Source organism: Hyphomicrobium sp. DMF-1 (genome assembly GCF_027886585.1).
Taxonomy (GTDB): Bacteria; Pseudomonadota; Alphaproteobacteria; order Rhizobiales; family Hyphomicrobiaceae; genus Hyphomicrobium_C; species Hyphomicrobium_C zavarzinii.
The window spans coordinates 2,420,094-2,440,142 of the sequence record NZ_CP115706.1 but is presented as its reverse complement, the minus strand read 5'-3'; the positions used below and the strand labels follow the sequence as shown (position 1 = coordinate 2,440,142).

Below are 20,049 nucleotides of genomic sequence, written 5' to 3'. Positions count from 1 at the left end.
TGGCATCTTGTCTCCAACAGCGGCTGGACCCAAACGTCCGCCGGACCTTCAAGGAGACCTCGCCATGATCACCATTCGCAAAAGCACGGAGCGCGGCGCGAGCAACTTTGGCTGGCTCGACAGCAAGCACACCTTCTCCTTCGGCCACTACTATGATCCGGGCCACATGGGCTTCGGCACCCTGCGCGTCATCAACGAGGACGTTGTGACGGGCGGGGCCGGCTTCGGCACCCATCCCCACGACAACATGGAGATCATCTCCTACGTGCTGGACGGCGCGCTGGCGCACAAGGACAGCCTCGGCACGGGATCCATCATCCGCCCCGGAGACGTTCAGCGCATGACGGCCGGAACGGGCATCGCCCATAGCGAGTTCAATGCCTCGCCAACCGAGCCGGTGCACTTTCTGCAGATCTGGGTGCTGCCTGAGAAGCGGAACCTCGCACCCGGCTACGAGCAGAAATCGTTCCCGCCCGGCGAACGGCGGGGACGTCTGCAACTGGTCGGCGCCCGCGACGGACGCGACGGAGCGGTGACGATCCACCAGGATCTCGACCTGCATGTCGCGAACCTCGCCAAGGGTGACGCCGTGACCCACGCGCTGGCCCCGCGCCGCAAGGTCTGGGTTCAGGTCACGCGCGGCGAGGTCACCGTAAACGGCACGCTCGTCGGACAGGGAGACGGCGCCGCGTTGACGGACGAGACGGAAGTGAAGATCGCCGCCAACGACAACGCCGAGATCCTGCTGTTCGACATCGGCGCATGACGAAACCCGCCGGGCGGGCGCTCACACGCGTTCCGCCCGGCCCGCCACGCCGCTCTTCAACGCAACTCAGAACCCGAACCGAAAGCGAAACACCATGACCAAGGTCCTCGTCCTCTACTATTCGAGCTACGGCCACATCGAGCGGCTGTCGCAGGCCGTTGCCGAAGGCATCCGCGAAGCCGGCGCAGAAGCCGTCATCAAACGCGTGCCCGAGATCGTGCCGCGCGAGGTGGCCGAGAAGAGTGGCTTCAAGCTCGACCAGGCCGCACCCATCGCCACCGTCGACGAACTCGCCGACTACGATGCGATCATCGTCGGCACGCCGACCCGGTTCGGCAACATGGCAGCCCAGATGAAGAACTTTCTCGATCAGACGGGCGGCCTCTGGTTCAAGGGCAAGCTGATCGGCAAGGTCGGCTCCGTCTTCACCTCGACAGCCACCCAGCATGGCGGCCAGGAGAGCACGATCCTGGCCACACACACCGTCCTCCTCCACCACGGCCTCGTCATCGTCGGCCTGCCGTACTCGTTCCAGGGACAGACGACACTCGCGGAGATCAGCGGCGGCTCGCCATACGGCGCCACAACGATCGCAGGCGGCGACGGCTCGCGCCAGCCGAGCGAGAACGAGCTTGCCGGCGCGCGCTTCCAGGGCCGCCATGTGGCCGAGATCGCGGCCAAGCTCGCCCGCGCGTAAACTGGGCGATTGACGCCTCAATTGAGAAAGGCCGCCAATACGAGAGCGCTGGCGGCCTTGTTTCGATTACGCGGGGCACGCCCTTGCAGAAGGAGCTGCAAACTTATCCTGGAGGGAAAGCCCTAAGCCTCAGACGTAGACGCGATTCGCCACGCGCGCCTCGGAGCCCGCATTTCATAAGCCTTTCAGGCCGTCCGCGCTTGCGCCGGGCAAGCGGTCTATGGAACACTCCCGCATCCTGACGAAGCATTTGAGGGGCCTCGCGTGAAACGGAAGATCGCCGTCATTCTCGCAGCGGACATCGCCGGCTACAGCCGCCTGATCGCCGAGGACGAGGAGGAGACCCTCCGCCGCTTCGAGGGATATCGCACCGTATTCTCCGAGTTCGTCGATCGTGGCGGCGGCCGCATCTTCAACACTGCGGGCGATGCCATCCTGGCCGAGTTTCAAAGCGCGGTAGAAGCCGTTCGCTGCGCCGTGGACGTGCAGGAGAGCCTCAAAGCCCGCAATCTTGCCTATCCGCCCAGCCGCCACATGAACTTCCGCATCGGCATCACCATCGGCGACGTGGTGGAGCGCGAGGGCGGCGATCTCCTGGGCGACGGCGTGAACATCGCAGCGCGCCTCGAATCGGTTGCCCCTCCTGGCGGCATCTGCGTCTCACGCTCGGTCCACGAGGCCGTCGCCAGCAAGATGGCGCTGCGCTTTTCCGATGCCGGCCCCCAGTCCCTGAAAAACATTCCGGAGCGTGTTCACGCCTACACGCTCGCGCTGGAGGAAAGCCACCCCGGCACCGTCGTCATGCAGAACGCAGGCGGCGGCGAGGCACCGCCTGCCGCCGCGCAAAAGTCCGCTGTCCCTGCCGCGGACCGCCAGTCCCATCTGATCTCCGCCGGGCTCGCGGTTCTCGCCATCGCGCTTGCAGGCGCCTATGCCTACGAATACCTGCCGGACTCGGTGCGTGAAACCATCGGCCTCGAGACCAGGCAGCCTCAACCCGCACCAGTGGCGGAAACACCCGCACCGTCTGCCGGCCCGACTGTGGCAGCCACACCGCAACCCGAGCCCGCCGCGACGCCCGCACCCGTGGCGCCCGAAAAGACCGAGCCGCCACCACCTCCCGAGCCCAAGCGGGCGGAGAAGCCACAGGAGACGACACCCTCCGAGGTCGAGAAACAGGTGGAGGCAGCCCTCAACGCGCCCTCGTCCGGGACTACCGATAGCGAACAGAAGCGGCCGAACCCGCTCGCCTCGCGCTACGTTCTCACGCGCCAATGGAACGACTGTCACGAGAGCACCAATGCCGATGTGGCCGCGGACGCCTGCAAAGGGCTCCTCGAATCCGGCGGCCTCAACGACGACGATCAGGCTACCGTCCGCTACAAGCTGGGCCGTGCGCTTCGCGACAAGGGTGAACCGGACCAGGCCATCGAGAGCTACGATCGCTCCATCGCCTTGAAGCCGACGGCCGACGCCTACAATCATCGCGGCATCGCCTACTTCGACAAGAGCGACTACGCGAAGGCTATAGACGACTACACGGCGGCACTGAAGCTAAGCCCATCGCTCGCCGAAGCCATCAACAACCGCGCCTGGACCTACTACAAGACCGGAGACCTGAACGCAGCGCTCCAGGATGCCAACCGCGCGGTCTCGCTCGACGGGACCAAGTCCTACATCTGGGACACGCGCGGCCACATTCACGAAGCCCGCGGCTCCAAGACCGCCGCCATAAGCGACTACAAAAAAGCGCTGACGCTCGATGCCAGCGCCGAAAGCAGCGCGGAAGGGCTGCGCCGCCTCGGTGCCAACTGAGCGGGCCCCACCGGCGTACCTTTCGCCACCAAAAAATGCGGGCCCTTCGAGCCCGCATTTGTATGTTCGCTTGACGCTTGGAGAGCGATCAGAGCCCTGCGCCGACCCCCACGCCGAGACCCGGAGGCGGTCCGCTGCGGCGTGCTGATCTCGGCGCTCCGCCACCACCGCCGGCGTTCTTGTTGCGGCGAGGAGCCTGGGCGTTTTTGCCTGAGCCCGACCCTGAATCCTTATAGGTCGGCAACAGCGGAGCGGCCATCCCCGGCGCAGTCGGCGTGAAGTAGTAGACGTCAGTCAGCGCGCTTTCTTCCCAGGGGATCTGCCGGCCGTTCGTCTCGTTTTGCACGTCGAGACGAACCTTGATCATCATCTGGTGCACGTCGACGCCCTTGGTGCCGAGGTGCTTCAGCAGCGCCTTGGTGAACGGGCTGTTGCGCCCGCCACCGTCATCCGAAACGTTGTTTGGCTGCGTGGCATACGCGCGGAAAATGCCCGACGCGCCACTCGTCGACGGCACGTTCACCTTGGTCATGCCGCGGCTGAACGACAGCGAGCGCAGCTTTCGCGTCTCGCCGTCCTGCGCAACGATCTGCAGACCCAGTTCCTCGCGGGACGGCGTGTTGCGGCACGCGTCCAGGAAAATCATGCCGAGCTTGGCCTTCTGCAACGGCTCGATCACCGCAGAGATGTTGACGAGGTTCTTGTCGAGCGCGTCCTTGCTCTGCGACTCGTCCTGAACCTGGATCTCGCCCGGCATGTCGACGGGGATCAGGAAATTCTCGCCGCTGAGCGAGATGCCGTGGCCCGCATAGAAGAACAGGCCTTCGTCTCCAGGCTTCAACTCGTCTGAGAACTTCTTGAATGCCTCGTGCATCTGGTCGCGCGTGAGGTTCGTCCCCAACATCACGTCGAACGACAGGTTCCGAAGCTTCTCGGCCACGTCCGTCGCGTCGTTCTGCGGGTTCGTAAGCTCCGCCACGTGTTGATACGTGGAGTTGCCGATCACCAGAGCCAGACGCCGGCCGGCAGCATCTGCCGGCACGGCAAACGACATGACGGCGGCAAGCGCCACCGACAGGACGGAAAGGTGTACGGTGCTCGCGCGCATGGCACTATCCTTCCAGTTGGAAAATCAGATCAGCGCCCTTACTGAGCGGGATCGCTGATCGGCTTGCTCGCCGAAGCCGCCTTGGCGTCCGTCAGGTTCACGATCTGCACCCGGCGGTTGACGCTGGCGTAGGGCGAGGCCTTGTCCTTGAGATGCTCGGCTCCGTATCCCACGACCGTGAGGTCGCCGGTCGGAATGTTGAACTTGTCGTTGAGATACTTGCGAACCGAATCCGCACGGCGCTCGGAGAGCGTCTGGTTGTACTCCGAACGTCCCTTGGCATCGGTGTGCCCCGCCACCATGATCGACGCACCCTTGAGTGAGTCGTCCTGGAGCGCGGTGCCGAGGGCATCGAGCGACGCCTTCGAGCGGCTCGAGATCGTGGCCGAGTTGAAATCGAAATAGATCACGAAATCGAGCGAAGGCTTGTCGCTGACCGCCTTGGCGAGTTCCTCGCGCTCAGGGACGGAAAGCCCGCGGCTGGCGGCCTTGGTTTTGAGATCGTCGATGACCTTCGCGCGCTCGACCTCGGCCTGCGTCGGCTTGACGGAAAGCCCGCGCGTCTTGCGCGGCTTCAGGGCATCGATGATCTGCTGAACCGACGGAGAGCCGGCCTGATCGGCAGATGCGACGTTGATGGGCCCGGATGCGCTGACGGAAAGCGCGAAAATAGCGAGAGCACTAAGTGAAAAGGCTCTCGATCGAAATGAAAGAGACGACATCGGAACCTCCTGAAATACAGCAGCAATATACCCCGCAGGACCATTGCTGACCAGTGGCGGCAGCCACCTCGGTTGACGGATCTTACGGCGGGGGCTGTTAACCCTCCGCGCTTGATAGCCAAATGACCACAGCGAGTTAAGCCGGTCTGTTCCCTGCGATACAGGAAAGGGACGCTCGAAAAAAATCGGAAACAAAAAAGGCGGGCATGTCGGACATACCCGCCTCGAAAACCTTAACCAATCCGACGGGGCGGCGGCTACTGCAGCTTGATCGAGACGCCCAGGCGCCCGCCGAAGGTGCTCTCGTCGGACGAGAACTCGGTGTAGCCGGCCGCGCCGTAAGTCAGGATCCCCTGCACATAGTCGAAGCCGACCTCGACCTTGCCGAAATCGTTTGCCTGCTCGAACTCGGCAACGAAGTCGCCCTTCACCTTGATGTCCTCGTCGAACACGTTCTTGTACGAGGCCAGGATGTAGGGCCGCATGGTGCCACCATTGTAATCGAACACGGTGAACAGGGTGCCCGTGATCGAGCCGCTCCAAGCTTCGCTCACGCCCTTGATCGTACCGAGGCCGTTGGCGAACGCGAAGCGGTCGGTATGGATGTCGTAGTGGCCGAGGGCGCCGCGCAGGTCGAACTTCCAGCCGTTACCAGGCCAATCGAACGTGTAACCCATCACGCTGTTCGAGAAGTAACCCGAGAGATCGTAAGAGTAGCGGCCGCCGGAGAGGCTATCGATAGCATCGGCATCGCCCGAGACCCCGATGATGAGCGTCATGCTGTAGAACGAACCCTGGCTCCACAGATAGCTGCCGCCGTAGATGAAGGCGTCGATGTCGGTCTTGCCTGCGGTCACGTCACCAGGCGCCCGATCCAGATCGAGCGACAGGCGATTGTAACCGAGCAGGCCGTTGACCCTGACCTTGCCGCCGAAATAGGTGCCGGGCAGGTCGTAGCTGCCGTTCGCGAAAACCGAACCTTCGTCGATCTCGAAGCCGTTCGTGCGGATCCCGGTGCTTTTCTCGGTGAGGCCGTCATGCTCAGTATGGCGCAGACGTCCCGTCGGACTCGTGAAGCCGCCAAATCCGATGTTGAGCTGCTGCTGAACGAAGCCTTCGCCGATCGCCGAGAGATTGGCGCCAACGGCCGAGGTACCGGAGGCGGATTCGTTACACTCCGAGTAGGCCGACACGTAGCTGCCGCTGAAGGTATCGTAATAGTAGCAGGGCGACTGAGCCTGAGCACTTCCGGGCGCCATGGCCGCACTCGCCGCAACAAGGGCGAACAAGCCGGTAATGGACCATTTGAAACGGATATACGTCATCGGCCAATCCCCAAAATCATCAATCGTGCAATATCAGCAAATCTCAAACAGACGCGTAGCCTGATTCTCGCAAATCAACGCCCCCATTGAGAAGACGGCAGACGGATCCGGTAACGATTCGAAAACTTCTGTTGCGCAACGGCAACCGGTAATGCCCACCGATTACGCACCGACATAGGAAAACCCGGCAAAACGGCCGCAATCCAAGCCGATGGCGACGTCTATCGTGTTCAAGGTTATGCACAGAGGTTGCGGACGCCAGGGACCCTGCGGCCTTATTCGGCATATTCGGGCCGCCCCCCTCCCGGCGAGTGGCGCCATGGAGGGCGGGGTGAAATTGGACCCCTGGCGCTCCGCGAGTGTACGGCATCGCAGCGCGACCCGATACGGCAACCCGCGCCCTCAACGCTCGGAAAAACCACGGGACAGCGCGAAGCCTCACTCCGGCGCCTATCGAGAATCGCGCTAGCCTCCAGGCATCCGAGAGTTCACGTTCCGCCGGCCGCTCGCCGCCCAGGATTTCTTCATGCCGCCTGCCGCCCTGCGGAAAAAGCCGTCGCTTGCCCCCCTCGCACCCGCGCCGAGCCTCGCCGAGGCGCAGCACGTGCTCGAGGAGGTATTCGGCTACACGAGCTTCCGCCCCCACCAGGCCGACATCATCGAAACCCTCGTTGGCGGCGGCGACGTCCTCGCACTGATGCCGACAGGCGGCGGCAAGTCACTTTGCTATCAGATCCCTGCGCTCGTGCGGCGCGGCACCGGCCTCGTGGTGTCACCTCTCATCGCCTTGATGCAGGACCAGGTGGACGCCCTCAAGGAAGCGGGCGTCAGGGCGGCCTTCCTCAACTCCTCGCAGGACCGCAGCCAGCAGGACGCCATCGAGCGCCAGCTCGTTGCCGGCGAGCTGGACCTCCTGTACGTGGCCCCCGAGCGCCTCGTGCAGGACCGCACCCTCCGCCTTCTCGATCGCGCGACCATCGCGCTGTTCGCCATCGATGAAGCGCATTGCGTCTCCCAGTGGGGACACGATTTCCGCCCAGAGTACCGCCAGCTCAAGGTGCTGGCCGAGCGCTTTCCGAACACGCCCCGCATCGCGCTCACCGCCACCGCCGACGACCGCACGCGGGAGGAGATAGCGAGCGAGCTCCGGCTCGAGAACGCCCGCCGCTTCGTCGCGAGCTTCGATCGCCCCAATATCCGCTACACCATCGCCGAGATGGGCTCCATCAGCGCGCGCGAGCGGCTCTGGTCGTTCATCGAGTCCGAACACCCAAACGACGCCGGCATCGTCTACTGCCTTTCCCGCAAGATGGTAGAGGAGACGGCCGCCTGGCTCACCCGCAAAGGACGCACCGCACTCGCCTATCACGCGGGCCTGGAGCCCGAGGTGCGCCGCGCAGCGCAGGAGCGCTTCCTGAAGGACGACGGCATCGTCATCGTGGCGACCATCGCTTTCGGCATGGGCATCGACAAGCCCGACGTCCGCTTCGTCGCCCACCTCAATCTGCCCCGCTCCATGGAGGCTTACTACCAGGAGACCGGACGCGCGGGCCGCGACGGAGAGCCGGCCAACACCTGGCTCGCCTACGGCATGCAGGACATCGTCCAGCAGACCCAATGGATCGCGAGCAGCGAAGGATCCGACCTCTTCAAACGCGCCCAGCGCCAAAAGCTCGATGCCCTCGTCGGCCTCTGCGAAGCCGCGTCCTGCCGCCGCCAGCTCATTCTCTCCTACTTCGGCGAGACCGGTTCGCCCCCCTGCGGAAATTGCGACAACTGCCTCAACCCGCCGCAAACGGTCGACGGCACGGTGCCCGCGCAGATGGCGCTCTCCACCGTCTACCGCACCGGACAGAATTTCGGCGTCGCTTATCTGATCGACGTGCTGATCGGCAAGGAGAACGAGCGCGCCTACCGCAACGGCCACGACCGCTTGTCCGTTTGGGGCATTGGCAAGGACACTGACGCCTCGGTCTGGCGCAGCCTGTTCCGCCAGCTCACAGCCCTCGGCTACCTGGCGTCCGACGACGAGGGTCACGGCACGCTTCAGCTCACCGAGAAGGCGCGCCCACTGCTCCGCGGCGAGGAGCGGTTCCTGCAACGTCTCGCGCCGACGAAAGAGCGGAAAACAAAAGGCAAGGGCAGCTCCGCTGCAACCCAGAAGGTGGATGCGGCCGACCGGCCGCTTTACGACGCCCTGCGCGCGCTCCGCCTCCGTCTCGCGACAGAGGCCAAGCTTCCGCCTTACGTCATCTGCCACGACACCACGCTGCTCGAGCTTGCCACCCAGCGCCCTGCCGACGAGGAGGGCCTGCACGGCATCACCGGCCTCGGAGCAAGCAAGATCAAGCGCTACGGCAAGGCGTTCCTGGAAACGGTCTCCGCCTTCCGCCCGAACCCGGTGCTGAACAACCGGCTCTCGCCGACCATCAACCAGACGCTCGCGTTGCATCTCGCAGGCCGCAGCGCGGACGAGATCGCCGCCGAGCGCGGCCTTGATGTCGGCACCGTCTACACCCATTTTGCCGAGGCCATCGAAGCCGGCGTCGTCTCAATGAGCGACGTGCTCGATCTCGAGCCCGAGGATCTCGACGAGATCCATGGCGTGTTCGAGCGGCTCGGCACCGTGGACAGCGGAAAGCTTGGCCCCGCCCACGCCGCCCTCGACGGCCGTTTCAACTACGGTGTCCTGAAATGCCTCCTGGCCGAGCTCGCTTAAATCGCGCCGAAAGAGGGATTCTCGCTTTCCGGCCAAACGGTGCTATAGAGCCCGGCAAACCGCTATTCTGAGCAGGACTCAGCAAATTAATGAATGAAAACAGTGTGGCAGACACGCCCTCGCCCCAGGGAGAGGCCGCGTCGGCACCATCCGCGAAGACTTCCGGGTCCGAAGGCCAGAAGCTCGCCACCGAGATCAACCGCCGCCGCACGTTCGCGATCATCTCGCATCCGGACGCCGGCAAGACGACTCTCACCGAAAAGCTGCTGCTGTTCGGCGGCGCAATCCAGCTCGCGGGCCAGGTGAAAGCCAAGAAGGACGGACGCGCAACCCGCTCCGACTGGATGGCAATCGAAAAGGCACGCGGCATCTCCGTCGCGACCTCGGTGATGACGTTCGAGTACGGCGGCGCCGTCTTCAACCTGCTCGACACGCCCGGTCACGAGGACTTCTCCGACGACACCTACCGCACGCTGACCGCTGTCGACAGCGCGATCATGGTGATCGACGCCGCGCGCGGCATCGAGACCCGCACGCGCAAACTGTTCGAAATCTGCCGCATGCGCGACATCCCGATCGTCACCTTCGTCAACAAGATGGACCGCGAAAGCCGCGACCCGCTCGATCTTCTCGACGAGATCGAGAAGATGCTGGCGCTCGACACCGCGCCGATGGTCTGGCCGATCGGCCAGGGTCGCGAGTTCCGCGGCACCTACGATCTCTACCAGCCGCGCGTGCGCCGTCTCGACCAGGACTACGACGGCCAGCCCGTCACCGGCCCGGACGATCCCCTGTTCGCCGAGCTACTGGAGCCCGACGCCTACCAGCGCTGGCGCGAGGAGATAGGGCTCGCGCTCGAAGCCTGCGGCAAGTTCGATCTCGAGCAGTTCCAGCACGGCGCGCTGACGCCGGTGTACTTCGGCTCGGCGCTGAAGAACTTCGGCGTTCGTGACGTGCTCGACGCGCTCAAGACCTTTGCGCCCCCACCCCGCACGCAACATGCCGCCACGCGCGAGATCAAGGCGACGGAGCCGGCCATGACCGGCATCATCTTCAAGATCCAGGCTAACATGGATCCCAACCACCGCGACCGCATCGCCTTCATGCGCGTCTGCTCGGGCAAGCTCTCGCGCGGAATGAAGGTGAAGCACGTGCGCTCCGGGAAGACCATGGCGCTCTCCGCGCCGCAGTTCTTCTTCGCGCAGGATCGCTCCATCGCCGAGGAAGCCTATGCGGGAGACGTGGTGGGCATTCCGAACCGCGGCACGTTGCGCATCGGAGACGCGCTGACCGAAGGCGAGGACATCACCTTTCTCGGTATTCCGAGCTTTGCGCCCGAGATCCTGCGCCGCATCAGGCTCGAGGACGCCATCAAGGCCAAGAAGCTCAAGGACGCGATGCGCGAGATGGCGGAGGAAGGCGTCGTGCAGGTTTTCAGCCCGCTCGACGGAACCCAGCCGGTGGTCGGCGTGATCGGTGCCCTTCAGCTCGACGTGCTGGCCGACCGCCTGACCCACGAGTACGGACTCAAGACCGATTTCGACCCGGCGCCTTGCGATGCCGTGCGCTGGATCCGCTCGAAGGATCCGGCTGCGCTCAAGAAGTTCATCGAGCAGAACCGCTCGTACATCGCCACCGATCTCGATGGCGATTACGTCTACCTGCCGGGCTCGATTTTCACGCTCAACTACAACGCCGGCCGCAATCCCGAGGTCGAGTTCCTGGAGATCAAGTCCTGATCGCGGCCCGCATCCCGCGGGCGGCGATCAGGTCGGGAACGTCGTCACTGGCGGCGGCGGCGCGCCCGCCACGAGCCCTGTTTCCGGGCTCGCGGCGTCGAGTTTCTTTCCGAGCTCCGCCAGCCACATCGTGGTGCGGTCGAAATCGCCGTCCCGCTTGAACTCGTCCGTCGGCGCGAAACCTTCAGACTGGCTGATCGCCTGCACGATGATCTTGCGGAACTCGTGCACGTCGAAATAGCTCGTGTGCACCAGCTCCTTCCAAGACAGATAGTTGGCGATCAGACCCGATTTCGTATCCTCGCCCTCCGCGAACGCCAGCGTGCTGATCGCGTTGCGGAACTTGGCGATCGACTGCGCCGCCATGGCGTTGCTGTGGGTGGAGATCTCGTCCGTCACGTCGGTGGGCAGCAGGCACGTCACCGGATCGAGCCATGACGGCCCGTAGTCCGCGCCCACGACGATCTCGCCCTCGGTGTCGTTTCCGAACGTCGAGCGCTTCACTTCCGCGAGCGTGAGATAGTTGAGAACACGGCTCAGCCACGCGCTCACATGCGAGGCGATGTACTGGATGATCGCGAGGATGACGAGCGCGATCGCGGCGAATACCAGCGGCACGAGCACGATCGGGATGAGAAGGCGAATGATGCCGCCCACCGCGCCCGAGAACATCTCGTCATCCACCACCGCCGACGACAGCTCGTCGGTCACCACGTGGAACAGCAGCTTGCTGTTCAGCGCATAGTCGTGGCCGAGCCCGCACAGCCTCCCCTGATCGCACGGCTTGCGATCGCGCATAAGGAACCGGCGCTTGAAGCGTTGCGCCCGCTCCACGTCGGCGAGCTGCGGGAAGTTCTGCTCAACCTGCCGCCGCTTCTCACCGAGCTGGCGTCTCAGGTCGTCGGCACGGCGGCGCGCATCCTCTGCCGCCGCCGGTTCGAGACCTCCGCGCTCCGCCTGCTGATGTGCCTCCCGCATGCGGCGCGCAAGACCACGAAGCTCATCGCGCGCTTGCGTCACCGGCGTGTTTTCCACGGCGAGCTCCTGCACGTCGTAGACCCGCGTCTGCAGAAAATCCGAGATGGTGAGCATGATCGGCGCCGACGTGACGGCGAATAGGTAGAGCAGCGGCAGCGCGATGATCGCCGCCTTCGTCAGCATGGAGGTGGCAAAATCCTGCTCGAAGAAGTGCACCTTCACCTTGGGCAGGAAACGAAGCCCCTGCACCGCCTCGTCATCCTTGTGGCAAAGCGGCAGCCACTTGTCCTGATAGTGCTCCTTGGCGCGTTGCACCGCGCCCATGCTGTATCCCATCAGCTCCCGGTTATCGAAGAAGCGGAACACGAGATAGAAGAACAACATCGGCAGCGTCATCATCACGCCGGAAAAAAGGATCGCCGTGTAGTAGCGCTCGTTGCGGAAATGCTGCGCGTCGTCGAGCGCCTCCGCGCCGACGTAGAACAGAAACATCATGAACAGCATGAACGAGGCGACGAACATCACCTTGCGCGAGAGGGTGAGGCGCGAGAACAGGAAGCGCTCCTTGCGCATCCCGACGAACGGCGTACCGACGGTGATCCACTTTCTGAGATGCGTGAGCGGCCGCTTGCGGGCAACGCTCTCGATCAGCGCCGAGGCGATCACCGAGCCGCCGTGGCTGTGCCCCACGACGCAATAGGGCTCGCCCTGCGCATCGAGCTGGCGCATCACATGCAGGAGATCGCTTCCCGCCGCACGCCGGTCCATCTCGCTGTTGATCGAGCTCCACGTGAACGGGATGAAGTGCAAGGGCCCGTCCGCGCCCTTCACGAACGCCTGGAGGTCGGCGTCGAAAGAGCTGCCTTCCTGCCACCACTGGGGCTCGCCCTGCTCTCCGATGTTCAGCGCATCCGCCATTCCGCCCGTGCGCGCGAATGTGCCGTGAACAGTGACGACGGTGGCCACGAGACCCTCCCTAGCTCGACAGCAGCCTGATCGTTTGGAATGCACGCGGAGAGGCGCGCATCGAGACCTAAACTTGGCCGCTCAACATGTACGCGGCATGCCCGCGCCCGATGCCGGAAATCCGCCCTGGCGCCTGAACATGCCCTGAATGAAATCCCCCGGTGAAATCGCGTGACGGCGATAAGGTATAATGTGGACTGAAGATAGGCAAAGCCCCGCAACGTCCCGGCAAAAAAGGGAAACTGCCGGAAGCGCCCAGACCTGCCGCCGCGCGGATCTCAGGCCCGCACAGCCTTCCGAACAGGCGTCACCACCAAAACGAAGCGCGGCTCACGGCTTGATCTCGGCCTTCGCCATGCTTTCGCGCACCGCAAGCAGCAAGTTGGATTCGTTCGGCCTCCACCGGTAGCCGATGCCGAAATCCAGAGGCTGCGCGCGTCCCTTGGCAAAAAGGTCCTTCATTTTCGGCTGGTAAGTTCTGGGAAAAATACCCAGCGGATTGAGGTACCGGCCGAAGCTTTGGAGCCGCCAGTCCTTCTCATCCAGGAACCGCAGCGGAATTCCGGAATCGTCCTGCACCAGCGTCGAGGTGTTCTCGACGAGGAAACCGCGGACCAGAGAGAAGTTGTCCGAGTGCATCAGGTACGACGCGCTCTTCACGAAACTGTCACCCTGCCCAAGCCCCTTGCAGAACGTCAGAAAGCCGCTCGTCTTGATGCCGCCGTCAGAGAGGTCCGTGTTGAAATAGTAGAGCGTCTGCGTCGGCCCGCCCGGCGTCGAGAACTCGATTTTCGCGCCCGGGCTCGCGCCCTTGGCGATCGCGCCGTCGAGCGGGGTTACCGTGCCGTCCGGATTGAGCGAGACGAGCGTGGTGGAGCTGATGGTCTTCCCGCTGCGCGCCAGGAACGTGTAGAGGATCGGAAGCGTGCCGGTGAGCCGCCCGTCGCGCAGCTCGGTCTTCATCTTCTTGGTGATGAAGAAGCTGAAGCTCAGCACGGAGTTCAGCGAGCCCTGCAGGCCGCGCAGCTCCTGCCCCAGCGCCTTGGGCGTCAGAGCCGTGAGATCCGGCACTTGCCCGACAGGCTCGAGCCCCGAGAGAACATAGGTCGAAGCGCCGCTGAAGAACGCATCCGCATAAAGGAAGTCCGGGCCGCTGAACATGTAGAACAGCACCGGCTTGCGGTTCGGCACGTTCTTCGCCGACCAGGTGCGGATCTTGCTGAGCTGGCGCTCGTCGAGCTGCGCCCACGCCTTGTCGAAATACTTGGCGTGCGATTGCCACGACGTCTCGCGCGTGAATGGTTCGAGCGGCGATCCCGAGGAGGGCTGCATTCCCGCCAGAATGCGCGCCGTATCGTCGGCCGTCGCGTGGGGCGCTTGCGCGTGGGCCGCGAACGGCAGCACCATGAGCACGGCCGCCAGAAGTGCCGCTTTGCGTATCATGTTCTTGATCATCCCTTGACCGCGCGTTGAAGAGCTTCGCCGCGTACGAAATCCCGTTTTGACAGGAAGAAGAGAACGAGCCCCGAGGCCATCAGACCGAGGCTCGCCAGCGATTGCAGCGGGCGCTCCGAAAAAAGGTAGTACATCATGAAACCGGTGACGCCGAGGAAGACGAGCGGCGTCAGCGGATAGGCCCAAACCCTGTAGGGACGAGGCAGCCCCGGCTGCGTCACGCGCAGCACGATGACGCCGAGTACAGCGAGGAACGAGCACAGCGTCAGGCTGAACTGGATGAACTCCAGCACCGTCTCGAAGCTCTGCGTGAGCAGAAGCACCGTCACGACGCTGATCTGGAAGAGCAGCGCAATCGTCGGCACGCCGCTGCGCGAGCGCTGAGAGAAGAGCGAGAGCAGCGGAAAATCTTCGCCCATGGCCACCGTCACGCGCGGCCCGATCCACATCATCGCGCTGATCGCGGAGACGAGCCCGACGCAGATGAGCCCGGCCACGATCCGCCCGCCGGTTGCGCCGAAAATATGCTCGCCCGCAACTTGCGCCACGTTGAGCTGGCCCGTCATCGCAGCCATCGGCGTCGTGTAGAGGAACACCGCGTTGAGCAGCACATAGAGCAGCACCACGATCAGCGTGGCGACCAGCATGGCGACCGGAATGCTCCGTTCCGGCGTGCGCACGTCACCCGCGATGTAGGTCGCCGCGTTCCAGCCCGAGTAGGAATACATCACGAACACGAGGCTGACCGCGAAAGGCGCGCTCAGGATGTGACCGATATCGCCAGGCTGCGGTAGAAACGAGATGGGCTGCGGCTCCGCAACCGAGAAGCCCGCGATGATGAACACCGCGATCAGCGCAACCTTGATGAGCGTGGAGACGTTCTGGAACGTCGTGCTGAGCTTGGCGCCCGACAGCAGGATCAGCGTCACCGCCCAGGCGACCGCCAGACCGACGAAGAGGGGCGGAGCACCCGGAACGACGCCCGCGAAGTACTCGCCGAACGCCATCGCGGCGAGTGCCACCGGCGCGGCGAAGCCCACGGTGGCCGAGATCCAGCCCGCCATGAAGCCGAGCGCGGGATGATAGATGCGCGATAGGAAGTTGTACTCGCCGCCCGAACGCGGAAACGCCACCGCGAGCTCCGCATAGGCGAGCGCGCCGCAAAGCGCCGCCGCGCCGCCGACGATCCAGAGCATGAGGATCGAAAAACCCGACGGAATGGCTGCGAGCTGAAACCCGAGGCTCGTGAAAACGCCGATGCCGATCATGTCGGCAATCGCGATGGCCGTTGCCGTCGTAGTAGAGACTGTTCGCCTGTCCGGCACGGCTGGCTCGGCAGCCGGAGTCGATCCAGGAGCGGACGATGTCATGAAGAAACCCGTGAAGCGTAAGGGGTTGGCACGTGAGCTTTCCCGGCGGTTCGCGCTGAGAAAACGAGAAGCGAGATGAGTAGCGACGCGTCCTGATGTAACCGAGCCCCTGAACGGCCCCTACCCTATGAGTGGGATCACGGATCAACAAGCAGAGGAACAAAATGAGCGTAAACGAGTGGCAGATTTGCACCGTTTGCGTGTCCGATGGGCACACCGGCAGCTCCCCGGCCCCCTCCCAGATGTCGACACGATTGGCCGCTATGCCCAATGAAACAGGCATCAAGCTTCGTGAAACCATTCCGAGCCTAGGGTTGTTTCTTCACGACAAGCAGGCGCGGCAGGTCCAGCGAACCTCGGCCGTAGCATCCCAATTCGCAGCGGAACTAGAGACTTATGAGGCCCCGAGCCGGCTTTTCCGGCATCAGAGTTGGAGTGGCACTCGCCGCAGGCCTCGTGGCCTTGCTGGCGTCCGCTCCATCATGGGCCGAAGCGCGGGGAGCGCGCGCCGGCACCCAGGCCGCGGTTCCCCAGCCCCATCAGGTCCAGTCCCGCTCCGGCCCTCTGAAGCAGGCTAGGACGAGCCTCGTCGCCTTTCAGACCTCGCCCTTCCCCTACCGCGGAAACGTCCCCGGCACCGGCAAGCCCTTCCTCAACATCGAGCAGGACGGCCGGCGGGGCCACTCCACCCCCTATGGCCGCCTCTACTGGGAAGACGAGACTTACAGCGACAACCGCGTCCTGCTTCACATCCCCAAAGGGTTCGACGTCCGCCGCCCGTCGCTCATGATCGTGTTCTTTCACGGCCATGGCGCAACCCTCGAGCGCGACGTCCTGCGCCGCCAGCGCGTGGCCGACCAGATTTCGAAGTCCGGCGCCAACGCCGTTCTGATCGCACCCCAGTTCGCGGTCGATGCCGCGGACTCGAGCGCGGGGCGCTTCTGGGAGCCGGGCGCCTTCGGGCGTTTCATGGGAGAGGCGGCCGAAGCCCTTGCCAAGCTGCACGGCGATCCCAAGAGCGTGCGCAGCTTCGCATCGAGCCCCGTCATCTTCGTCGCCTACAGCGGCGGTTATCTCGCTGCCGCATCCTGCGCCATCAACGGCGGCCTCAAAAAGCGCCTGCGCGGAGTGGTGCTGCTCGACGCACTCTATGGAGAGCTCGGCAAGTTCACGTCCTGGATCGAGAACGATCGCTCGGCCTTCTTCGTGAGCGCCTACCTTGGCTCCACGCGCGAGAAGAACTCTGAGCTGGCCGAAGCCCTGAGCGCACGCGATATCGACTACGCGACCGAGCTGGACCGCCCCCTTCATCAAGGCGATGTGGCGTTCCTCGCGGGCGGTGACGCCTCCCACAGGAGCTTCGTCACGCAAGCCTGGGTGGACAATCCCATCGAGGATCTCCTGCGCCGCCTGCCCGGATACAAGCGATAGAGAGTTGCATCACCCCCCAATATCCGGCGTTCTCTGTCAGCTGTCTTACAAAATGTAAGGCATCAGCCGTCCGCTTAAGCGCCCTTTAACGGCTGACATCTAATTTTATAGGAACGGTGTTCTCAGAATAGTCCGCCAAAATCGCCGGGAGCTTGCGCTTCCGGTGCAAATGGATGGCATCCGTCACCTACGCCAAGGAGAAATTCAGTGTTTGCAATGCGCCGCCCCGGCGATTCCAAAGACCGCGTCGCCGTCCAATCAGATGCTCCCGCAGGCCACTCCGAGCAGCATCTCGTCGAAGCGCTCGAAACCCTGATCCGCTCCAAGCTTACGGCTAACGTTCCCTTGGACGGCGCGCTCGGCAACACTCTTAACCGCCTCGTACGCCTGGTCAAATCCGCCAACACCAATCAGTTGCTGCTGGCCAACGATCTCGGCAAGGAAGCCTGCGAGGCCTCCATCAATATCGGCTGGCTCTCGCACGACTTCAGCGAAGTCGCCCAGTCCACAGTTTCCATCTCGAGCGCCGTCGAAGAGATGGCCGCCTCCATCGCCGAACTCTCGACCGTGTCCGCATCGAGCGCCACCCAGACCGAGAACGCCCGCGATACGATGCGCAGCTGCATCAACGACAGCCGCGCCGCCGTCGAGGCGATGAACAACATCCAGGGCCAGTCGAGCAAGATCGGCGAGCAGGTCTCGGTGCTGCAGAGCGCCGTCGATCAAATCGGCGAGATGGCGACTTCGATCGACTCCATCGCACGCCAGACCAATCTGCTCGCTCTCAACGCGACCATCGAGGCCGCACGCGCCGGTGAAGCCGGACGCGGGTTCGCCGTCGTCGCCGCCGAGGTGAAGACGCTCTCCGTCGAAACCGGAAAGGCGACGCAGGAGATCCGCTCGCGCGTCGAAGCGCTCACCCGCGAAATGCGCGAGATCCGCCACGCCGTCGCCGACAGCCTGAAGTCCGTCACCTCCGGCAGCGCCGTCGTGACTCAGGTCGGCACGATCATCGAAAGCATGGGCGACGAGGTAGCCGAGGTCGCCGAGCGCATCCGCGGTCTCTCGAACGTTCTCGAACAGCAGCGCGCAGCGACCACAGAAATCACGCAGAACGTCGTCCGCATCTCCGAGAAGGCCGCCAAGAGCAAGGACGAGGTCCAGAAGATCGGCAAGCGCCTCGAGGATTGCGAAGGCACGCTCCGCAAGGCCTTCGAGACCGCAGAGCTTCCGGTTCGCTGCCCCGCTCTCATCCGCGTCGGCGCCGAGACACTCTCTTGGAAACGCCAGCTCGCCCAGATCCTCCTCGGCGCAGTCGCCGCGCCCGCCTCCGCTCCGCTCCTCGCCCACACCGGCGTCCTCGCCGAGGCGGACGAGATCTGCAAGGCCACCGGCAGCGGCTCCGCGCTGGCGTCCGACCTTTCGTCGGCCCTCGCGACGGCCCAGACCCAGGCCACCAAGATGGTGGACGAGGTTCGCAACCGCAATTGGGCCGCCGCAACCCCGGCCTACGTGGCCTGCGATGAAGCCATCTCCAAGGCCAACTTGGCCGTTGCCAAGCTGCTCGAAAAGTCCGCGACCATCGGCTAGGAGCGAACGGCTGAGATACAGAAGGCGCGCCGTGGATGATCTCCACGGCGCGCCTTTCTCATGTGCAAAGCCTCAAATCAGATCGCGCAGCCGGTAATAGAGCATTCCAAGCGCCAGCATCTGGTTGCCGAGAAACTGCCCCACCGGCAGCCGCACGTGCCGGATACGCTCGAACAGATCGAGCCGCTCCATCGTCCCCGAGATCGCATCGGCCACGATCTGCCCTGCGATGTGCGTCGCGTTCACGCCGTGCCCGCAATAGCCCTGCATATAGTAGACGTTCGGCTCGAGCCGGCCGATGGCCGGAACGCGCGTCAGCACGATGTCGATCTTGCCGCCCCACGCATAATCGAGTGCCACGCCCTGGAGCTGCGGAAACACCTCCACCATACGTGGCCGCAGCGTCTCGCGGATATCGCGCGGATCGCGGTTCGAATAGTTGCAGCGCCCGCCGAACAAGAGGCGCCGGTCCGCCGAAAGCCGGAAATAGTCGAGCACGACATTGCTGTCCGCGATGGCGAGGTCCTGCGGGCTGATCTCCTTCGCCACACGCTCGGGCAGCGGCTCGGTGGCCACGATGTAGCTTCCGGTCGGAAACAACAGACCGTTGAGCAGCCCCCGCTGGAAAGCGGGATCCGAATAGCCGGCGAGCACGATGGACGTAGCCTCGACGCGCCCGTGCGCCGTATCCGCGTATGGCTTCGCACCGCCCCCAAAGCCGATCACGGCCGATTCCTCGAATATCTTGACGCCGAGCCCCGCTGCGGCCCGCGCCTCTCCGAGACAGAGGTTGAGAGGATGCAGATGCCCGCTGCGCCGGTCGATCATCGCGCCGTGATAGAGGCGCGAGCCGATCACGTCGCTCACGCGTTCGGCCTCGACCAGCTCGAGCTGATCTCCGTCGCCCGCCGCCTGCCGCGCTTCGACGTAGGAGCGCAACCCGCTCATATGGCGCGGGCGCGCGGCCACTTCCGCCCAGCCATGTTTGAGATCGCACGCAATCTGATAGCGCCGGATCCGATCCTCAATGATGTCGTGGCCGAGATAGCGGATGTCCGCCAGAAGCCGCCGCCCGGCCTCGCCGAGCTGGCTCTCGATGCGATGCTCGCCGCTGATGCCAGCGATCATCTGCCCGCCGTTGCGGCCCGAGGCGCCCCAACCCACGCGCGCGCCCTCGAGCACCACCACGCTGTAGCCGCGCTCGGCGAGGCTGAGCGCCGTCGAGATGCCCGAAAAGCCGCCGCCGATCACACAGACGTCGGCGCGCACCGTGCCTTGCAACACGGGATGGCACGAGTCCTCGTTCGCCGTGGCGGCATAGTAGGAGTTGATGTGGGTCGCTGACATGAAGGCCGTTCTAGAATGTTT

Annotated in this window: 14 protein-coding genes; 7 read left to right on the top strand and 7 right to left on the bottom strand. The window is 64.1% G+C overall.

The genetic code is table 11. From position 1 onward, the window contains the following. Positions 1-64 precede the first annotated feature (64 nt). From PE058_RS11120 to PE058_RS11110, 3 genes are all read left to right on the top strand, one after another. A complete protein-coding gene (locus PE058_RS11120; protein ID WP_271028401.1) occupies positions 65-766 on the top strand; it encodes a pirin family protein in 702 nt (233 codons plus the stop codon). A 94-nt stretch (positions 767-860) separates the two neighbouring features. Next, positions 861-1,463: an NAD(P)H:quinone oxidoreductase gene (gene wrbA / locus PE058_RS11115; RefSeq protein WP_020087894.1), complete on the top strand. Its 603-nt coding sequence runs from the start codon at positions 861-863 to the stop codon at positions 1,461-1,463. 264 nt (positions 1,464-1,727) lie between these two features. After that, positions 1,728-3,278, top strand: a complete 1,551-nt coding sequence (locus PE058_RS11110) for a tetratricopeptide repeat protein (RefSeq protein ID WP_020087895.1) — start codon at positions 1,728-1,730, stop codon at positions 3,276-3,278. A gap of 88 nt (positions 3,279-3,366) precedes the next feature. Here the strand turns inward: PE058_RS11110 and PE058_RS11105 are convergent, their stop codons facing one another. The 3 genes from PE058_RS11105 to PE058_RS11095 form a co-directional block, all read right to left on the bottom strand. Next, positions 3,367-4,386 carry a caspase family protein gene (locus PE058_RS11105; protein ID WP_026868326.1) on the bottom strand — a complete coding sequence of 340 codons (1,020 nt, stop codon included), beginning with the start codon at positions 4,384-4,386 and terminating at the stop codon, positions 3,367-3,369. A gap of 38 nt (positions 4,387-4,424) precedes the next feature. Beyond that, positions 4,425-5,108, bottom strand: a complete 684-nt coding sequence (locus PE058_RS11100) for an OmpA family protein (protein ID WP_020087896.1) — start codon at positions 5,106-5,108, stop codon at positions 4,425-4,427. Positions 5,109-5,365: 257 nt separating this feature from the next. Next, positions 5,366-6,433, bottom strand: a complete 1,068-nt coding sequence (locus PE058_RS11095; protein WP_020087897.1) for a hypothetical protein — start codon at positions 6,431-6,433, stop codon at positions 5,366-5,368. Positions 6,434-6,959: 526 nt separating this feature from the next. Between PE058_RS11095 and recQ the strand changes: the two genes are divergently transcribed. Both recQ and PE058_RS11085 read left to right on the top strand, forming a co-directional pair. Next, a complete protein-coding gene (gene recQ / locus PE058_RS11090) occupies positions 6,960-9,152 on the top strand; it encodes a DNA helicase RecQ (RefSeq protein WP_271028400.1) in 2,193 nt (730 codons plus the stop codon). A 104-nt stretch (positions 9,153-9,256) separates the two neighbouring features. After that, a complete protein-coding gene (locus PE058_RS11085; protein WP_271028399.1) occupies positions 9,257-10,891 on the top strand; it encodes a peptide chain release factor 3 in 1,635 nt (544 codons plus the stop codon). Positions 10,892-10,918: 27 nt separating this feature from the next. Here PE058_RS11085 and PE058_RS11080 read toward each other — a convergent pair whose 3' ends face one another. From PE058_RS11080 to PE058_RS11070, 3 genes are all read right to left on the bottom strand, one after another. Next, complete coding sequence (locus tag PE058_RS11080) at positions 10,919-12,835, bottom strand: hypothetical protein (RefSeq protein WP_271028398.1); 1,917 nt, start codon at positions 12,833-12,835, stop codon at positions 10,919-10,921. A gap of 330 nt (positions 12,836-13,165) precedes the next feature. Further along, positions 13,166-14,278 (bottom strand): hypothetical protein, encoded by a 1,113-nt coding sequence (locus PE058_RS11075; protein ID WP_271028397.1) that lies wholly within the window; start codon positions 14,276-14,278, stop codon positions 13,166-13,168. Positions 14,279-14,286: 8 nt separating this feature from the next. Continuing rightward, a complete protein-coding gene (locus tag PE058_RS11070; protein ID WP_271028396.1) occupies positions 14,287-15,660 on the bottom strand; it encodes an APC family permease in 1,374 nt (457 codons plus the stop codon). 435 nt (positions 15,661-16,095) lie between these two features. Between PE058_RS11070 and PE058_RS11065 the strand changes: the two genes are divergently transcribed. Together PE058_RS11065 and PE058_RS11060 are read left to right on the top strand one after the other, a co-directional pair. Further along, on the top strand, positions 16,096-17,091 hold the full coding sequence (locus PE058_RS11065; protein ID WP_020087904.1) for a hypothetical protein: 996 nt from the start codon (positions 16,096-16,098) through the stop codon (positions 17,089-17,091). Positions 17,092-17,307: 216 nt separating this feature from the next. Next, a complete protein-coding gene (locus PE058_RS11060; protein ID WP_271030612.1) occupies positions 17,308-18,681 on the top strand; it encodes a methyl-accepting chemotaxis protein in 1,374 nt (457 codons plus the stop codon). 72 nt (positions 18,682-18,753) lie between these two features. On the opposite strand, the gene PE058_RS11055 is transcribed toward PE058_RS11060, so the two are convergent. Then, positions 18,754-20,028 (bottom strand): NAD(P)/FAD-dependent oxidoreductase, encoded by a 1,275-nt coding sequence (locus PE058_RS11055; protein ID WP_020087906.1) that lies wholly within the window; start codon positions 20,026-20,028, stop codon positions 18,754-18,756. Positions 20,029-20,049 lie beyond the last annotated feature (21 nt).

What these genes read in the sequence shown, in the direction of transcription:
- PE058_RS11100 (WP_020087896.1), bottom strand. Translation starts at nt 5,108, where the DNA reads ATGTCGTCTCTTTCATTTCGATCGAGAGCCTTTTCACTTAGTGCTCTC.
- PE058_RS11105 (WP_026868326.1), bottom strand. Translation starts at nt 4,386, where the DNA reads ATGCGCGCGAGCACCGTACACCTTTCCGTCCTGTCGGTGGCGCTTGCC.
- PE058_RS11060 (WP_271030612.1), top strand. Translation starts at nt 17,308, where the DNA reads ATGCGCCGCCCCGGCGATTCCAAAGACCGCGTCGCCGTCCAATCAGAT.
- PE058_RS11095 (WP_020087897.1), bottom strand. Translation starts at nt 6,433, where the DNA reads ATGACGTATATCCGTTTCAAATGGTCCATTACCGGCTTGTTCGCCCTT.
- PE058_RS11070 (WP_271028396.1), bottom strand. Translation starts at nt 15,660, where the DNA reads ATGACATCGTCCGCTCCTGGATCGACTCCGGCTGCCGAGCCAGCCGTG.
- PE058_RS11075 (WP_271028397.1), bottom strand. Translation starts at nt 14,278, where the DNA reads ATGATACGCAAAGCGGCACTTCTGGCGGCCGTGCTCATGGTGCTGCCG.
- recQ (WP_271028400.1), top strand. Translation starts at nt 6,960, where the DNA reads ATGCCGCCTGCCGCCCTGCGGAAAAAGCCGTCGCTTGCCCCCCTCGCA.
- PE058_RS11120 (WP_271028401.1), top strand. Translation starts at nt 65, where the DNA reads ATGATCACCATTCGCAAAAGCACGGAGCGCGGCGCGAGCAACTTTGGC.
- PE058_RS11055 (WP_020087906.1), bottom strand. Translation starts at nt 20,028, where the DNA reads ATGTCAGCGACCCACATCAACTCCTACTATGCCGCCACGGCGAACGAG.
- wrbA (WP_020087894.1), top strand. Translation starts at nt 861, where the DNA reads ATGACCAAGGTCCTCGTCCTCTACTATTCGAGCTACGGCCACATCGAG.